Annotated in this window: 3 rRNA genes; all 3 read right to left on the minus strand. The window is 55.0% G+C overall.

What is annotated here, in order from left to right:
• Nucleotides 1-5: 5 nt before the first annotated feature.
• Nucleotides 6-122: ribosomal RNA gene (gene rrf, locus N3K63_RS15160) — 5S ribosomal RNA — on the minus strand.
• Between the two features lie 100 nt (nucleotides 123-222).
• Nucleotides 223-3,331: ribosomal RNA gene (locus N3K63_RS15165) — 23S ribosomal RNA — on the minus strand.
• 396 nt (nucleotides 3,332-3,727) lie between these two features.
• Nucleotides 3,728-5,250: ribosomal RNA gene (locus tag N3K63_RS15170) — 16S ribosomal RNA — on the minus strand.
• The 16S, 23S and 5S rRNA genes sit together here, the layout of an rRNA operon.
• Nucleotides 5,251-5,464: the final 214 nt, after the last annotated feature.

The following is a 5,464-nucleotide window of genomic DNA, read 5'->3' on the forward strand; positions in this document are numbered from 1 at the left end:
AAGAAGTCCGGCGGTGTCCTACTCTCCCACAGGGTCCCCCCTGCAGTACCATCGGCGCTGTGAGGCTTAGCTTCCGGGTTCGGAATGTAACCGGGCGTTTCCCTCACGCTATGGCCGCCGAAACACTATTGATGTTTCAATCAGCATAACAATGTCATTGTCATGCGGTTCTCGACCGTACATCGAGAACCACTCAGTGGACGCAAGCACCAAAAACGGTGTGTTATCAAGTCATCGGCTTATTAGTACGAGTCAGCTACACGTGTTACCACGCTTCCACATCTCGCCTATCAACCCAGTAGTCTGGCTGGGAGCCTCTCACCCACAAGGGGTATGGAAGTCTCATCTTGAGGCCGGCTTCCCGCTTAGATGCTTTCAGCGGTTATCCATCCCGAACGTAGCTAACCAGCGGTGCTCTTGGCAGAACAACTGGCACACCAGAGGTTCGTCCAACCCGGTCCTCTCGTACTAGGGTCAGATCCTCTCAAACTTCCTACGCGCGCAGCGGATAGGGACCGAACTGTCTCACGACGTTCTAAACCCAGCTCGCGTACCGCTTTAATGGGCGAACAGCCCAACCCTTGGGACCTACTCCAGCCCCAGGATGCGACGAGCCGACATCGAGGTGCCAAACCATGCCGTCGATATGGACTCTTGGGCAAGATCAGCCTGTTATCCCCGAGGTACCTTTTATCCGTTGAGCGACAGCGCTTCCACAAGCCACTGCCGGATCACTAGTCCCGACTTTCGTCCCTGCTCGACCTGTCAGTCTCACAGTCAAGCTCCCTTGTGCACTTACACTCGCCACCTGATTGCCAACCAGGTTGAGGGAACCTTTGGGCGCCTCCGTTACTTTTTGGGAGGCAACCGCCCCAGTTAAACTACCCACCAGGCACTGTCCCTGAACCGGATTACGGTTCGAAGTTAGATATCCAGAGTGACCAGAGTGGTATTTCAACAATGACTCCACAAGAACTAGCGTCCCTGCTTCACAGTCTCCCACCTATCCTACACAAGCCACACCGAACACCAATACCAAGCTGTAGTAAAGGTCACGGGGTCTTTCCGTCCTGCTGCGCGTAACGAGCATCTTTACTCGTAATGCAATTTCGCCGAGTTCGCGGTTGAGACAGTTGGGAAGTCGTTACGCCATTCGTGCAGGTCGGAACTTACCCGACAAGGAATTTCGCTACCTTAGGATGGTTATAGTTACCACCGCCGTTTACTGGGGCTTAAATTCTCAGCTTCGCCTTGCGGCTAACCGGTCCTCTTAACCTTCCAGCACCGGGCAGGCGTCAGTCCGTATACATCGTCTTGCGACTTGGCACGGACCTGTGTTTTTAGTAAACAGTCGCTACCCACTAGTCTCTGCGGCCACCACACCCTTTCGGAGCAAGTCCTAATAAGTGGATGGCCCCCCTTCTCCCGAAGTTACGGGGGCATTTTGCCGAGTTCCTTAACCACGATTCTCTCGATCTCCTTGGTATTCTCTACCTGACCACCTGAGTCGGTTTGGGGTACGGGCGGCTAGAACCTCGCGTCGATGCTTTTCTTGGCAGCATAGGATCACCCACTTTTTATCCGCATCGTGTCTCAGCCTGTATGAGTCACGGATTTGCCTATGACTCGGCCTACGCACTTGCCCCGGGACAACCATCGCCCGGGTTGGGCTACCTTCCTGCGTCACACCTGTTAATACGCTAACCGCACCAGCATGGGGTCATGCGCTAGCCCCAACGTCATCACCCCGAAGGGATCCGATCAAAGGGATTCGGGCACTTAGCACCACTGGATTAGCTTGGGCGGTTCTTCGCCGGTACGGGAATATCAACCCGTTGTCCATCGACTACGCCTGTCGGCCTCGCCTTAGGTCCCGACTTACCCAGGGAAGATTAGCTTGACCCTGGAACCCTTGGTCTTTCGGAGGACGTGTTTCTCACACGTCTTTCGCTACTCATGCCTGCATTCTCACTCGTGTAGCCTCCACGGCTGGTTCACACCGCCGCTTCGCTGGCCACACGACGCTCTCCTACCCATCAACACGGCTGGACCACGAAGGCCTACCAATAATGTCAATGCCACAACTTCGGTGGCGTGCTTGAGCCCCGTTACATTGTCGGCGCGGAATCACTTGACCAGTGAGCTATTACGCACTCTTTCAAGGGTGGCTGCTTCTAAGCCAACCTCCTGGTTGTCAAAGCAACTCCACATCCTTTCCCACTTAGCACGCGCTTAGGGACCTTAGTTGGTGGTCTGGGTTGTTTCCCTCTCGACTATGAAGCTTATCCCCCACAGTCTCACTGCTGCGCTCTCACTTACCGGCATTCGGAGTTTGGCTGACGTCAGTAACCTTGTAGGGCCCATCGGCCATCCAGTAGCTCTACCTCCGGCAAGAAACACGCAACGCTGCACCTAAATGCATTTCGGAGAGAACCAGCTATCACGAAGTTTGATTGGCCTTTCACCCCTATCCACAGCTCATCCCCTCAGTTTTCAACCTAAGTGGGTTCGGTCCTCCACGACGTCTTACCGTCGCTTCAACCTGGCCATGGATAGATCACTTCGCTTCGGGTCTAGGACACGCGACTGAATCGCCCTATTCAGACTCGCTTTCGCTACGGCTACCCCACACGGGTTAACCTCGCCACGTATCGCTAACTCGCAGGCTCATTCTTCAAAAGGCACGCTGTCACCCCTACTAAGGAGGCTCCAACGGTTTGTAAGCAAACGGTTTCAGGTACTATTTCACTCCCCTCCCGGGGTACTTTTCACCTTTCCCTCACGGTACTTGTCCGCTATCGGTCATCTGGGAGTATTTAGGCTTATCAGGTGGTCCTGACAGATTCACACGGGATTTCTCGGGCCCCGTGCTACTTGGGATACTCTCCGCGCCAAGCAAGGCATTTCGACTACGGGGTTCGCACCCTCTATGACCTGGCTTTCAATCCAGTTCGTCTATACCTTCTTGTAACGCCGGCTGCTCGGCAGAACAGCCAGGAAAGTCCCACAACCCCGAACACGCAACTCCTGCCGGATATCACACGTACTCGGTTTAGCCTGTTCCGGTTTCGCTCGCCACTACTAACGGAATCGCGGTTGCTTTCTCTTCCTGTGGGTACTGAGATGTTTCACTTCCCCACGTTCCCTCTACCCGCCCTATATATTCAGGCGGGAGTCACTGGGTCGGCACGCCGCCCAGCGGGGTTTCCCCATTCGGACACCCTCGGATCACAGTGTGCTTATCCACTCCCCGAGGCTTATCGCAGATTGCTACGTCCTTCTTCGGCTCCAGATGCCAAGGCATCCACCGTTTGCTCTTAAAGACTTGAAATCACATGAGTTGAATCGTCAATCGAAATTGACTAATGATCTTTAAGATCATCTTTCACACAACACCCCGAAGGGTGTCGTGAAGATGCTCGCGTCCACTGTGTAGTTCTCAAAGTACGGGCGGTACCCACCCCGACACCAGCAACAGCCGGCACCAAGGATGGGCCCAGAGGAACAGCCACGACCCACCGAAGCAGATCGCACCCGGTCCCTCAGGACCCAACAGCGTGCATGCACCAGACCCCGCCGGCCCTCCCGTTCCCCCTGCCGAAGCAGCGTACTAACGAGAACCCTTGGATTCTGATGCCTTGTCAAATGTTCCACCCATGAGCTCCCCGCAGAGACATTCGCTCTGATCGGGGGCCTGGACATCACGAAGATGCCAGATGCTCCTTAGAAAGGAGGTGATCCAGCCGCACCTTCCGGTACGGCTACCTTGTTACGACTTAGTCCTAATTACCGATCCCACCTTCGACGGCTCCCTCCACAAGGGTTGGGCCACCGGCTTCAGGTGTTACCGACTTTCATGACTTGACGGGCGGTGTGTACAAGACCCGGGAACGTATTCACCGCAGCGTTGCTGATCTGCGATTACTAGCGACTCCGACTTCATGAGGTCGAGTTGCAGACCTCAATCCGAACTGGGACCGGCTTTTTGGGATTCGCTCCACCTCACGGTATTGCAGCCCTTTGTACCGGCCATTGTAGCATGCGTGAAGCCCAAGACATAAGGGGCATGATGATTTGACGTCATCCCCACCTTCCTCCGAGTTGACCCCGGCAGTATCCCATGAGTTCCCACCATTACGTGCTGGCAACATAGAACGAGGGTTGCGCTCGTTGCGGGACTTAACCCAACATCTCACGACACGAGCTGACGACAACCATGCACCACCTGTTTACGAGTGTCCAAAGAGTTCTACATTTCTGCAGCGTTCTCGTATATGTCAAGCCTTGGTAAGGTTCTTCGCGTTGCATCGAATTAATCCGCATGCTCCGCCGCTTGTGCGGGTCCCCGTCAATTCCTTTGAGTTTTAGCCTTGCGGCCGTACTCCCCAGGCGGGGAACTTAATGCGTTAGCTGCGTCACGGAATCCGTGGAATGGACCCCACAACTAGTTCCCAACGTTTACGGGGTGGACTACCAGGGTATCTAAGCCTGTTTGCTCCCCACCCTTTCGCTCCTCAGCGTCAGTTACGGCCCAGAGATCTGCCTTCGCCATCGGTGTTCCTCCTGATATCTGCGCATTCCACCGCTACACCAGGAATTCCAATCTCCCCTACCGCACTCTAGTCTGCCCGTACCCACTGCAGACCCGAGGTTGAGCCTCGGGATTTCACAGCAGACGCGACAAACCGCCTACGAGCTCTTTACGCCCAATAATTCCGGATAACGCTTGCGCCCTACGTATTACCGCGGCTGCTGGCACGTAGTTAGCCGGCGCTTTTTCTGCAGGTACCGTCACTTTCGCTTCTTCCCTGCTAAAAGAGGTTTACAACCCGAAGGCCGTCGTCCCTCACGCGGCGTTGCTGCATCAGGCTTCCGCCCATTGTGCAATATTCCCCACTGCTGCCTCCCGTAGGAGTCTGGGCCGTGTCTCAGTCCCAGTGTGGCCGGTCACCCTCTCAGGCCGGCTACCCGTCGACGCCTTGGTGAGCCATTACCTCACCAACAAGCTGATAGGCCGCGAGCTCATCCCAGACCGAAAAATCTTTCCAACCACTCACCATGCGACGGTGGTTCGTATCCGGTATTAGACGCCGTTTCCAGCGCTTATCCCAGAGTCAGGGGCAGATTGCTCACGTGTTACTCACCCGTTCGCCACTGATCCACCCAGCAAGCTGGGCTTCACCGTTCGACTTGCATGTGTTAAGCACGCCGCCAGCGTTCATCCTGAGCCAGGATCAAACTCTCCGTAAAGAAAAATTGCTGACCACGGCCGGAAAAAGACCGAAGCAGCGAGTTTGAACTGACCAAAAGGATGTCAAAACTGACAATCCATAACGCCAACCCCCCACAAGAGAGGATTGGACTTGATCCAAAGGAATCTCACCCCACCAAAAAGATGGAGTCGAGGTTATTTGGCATTTGACAAGTGCACGCTGTTGAGTTCTCAAGGATCGGATGCTCCCGC

It is taken from the genome of Microbacterium festucae, from assembly GCF_025421715.1.
GTDB lineage: Bacteria > Actinomycetota > Actinomycetes > Actinomycetales > Microbacteriaceae > Microbacterium > Microbacterium festucae.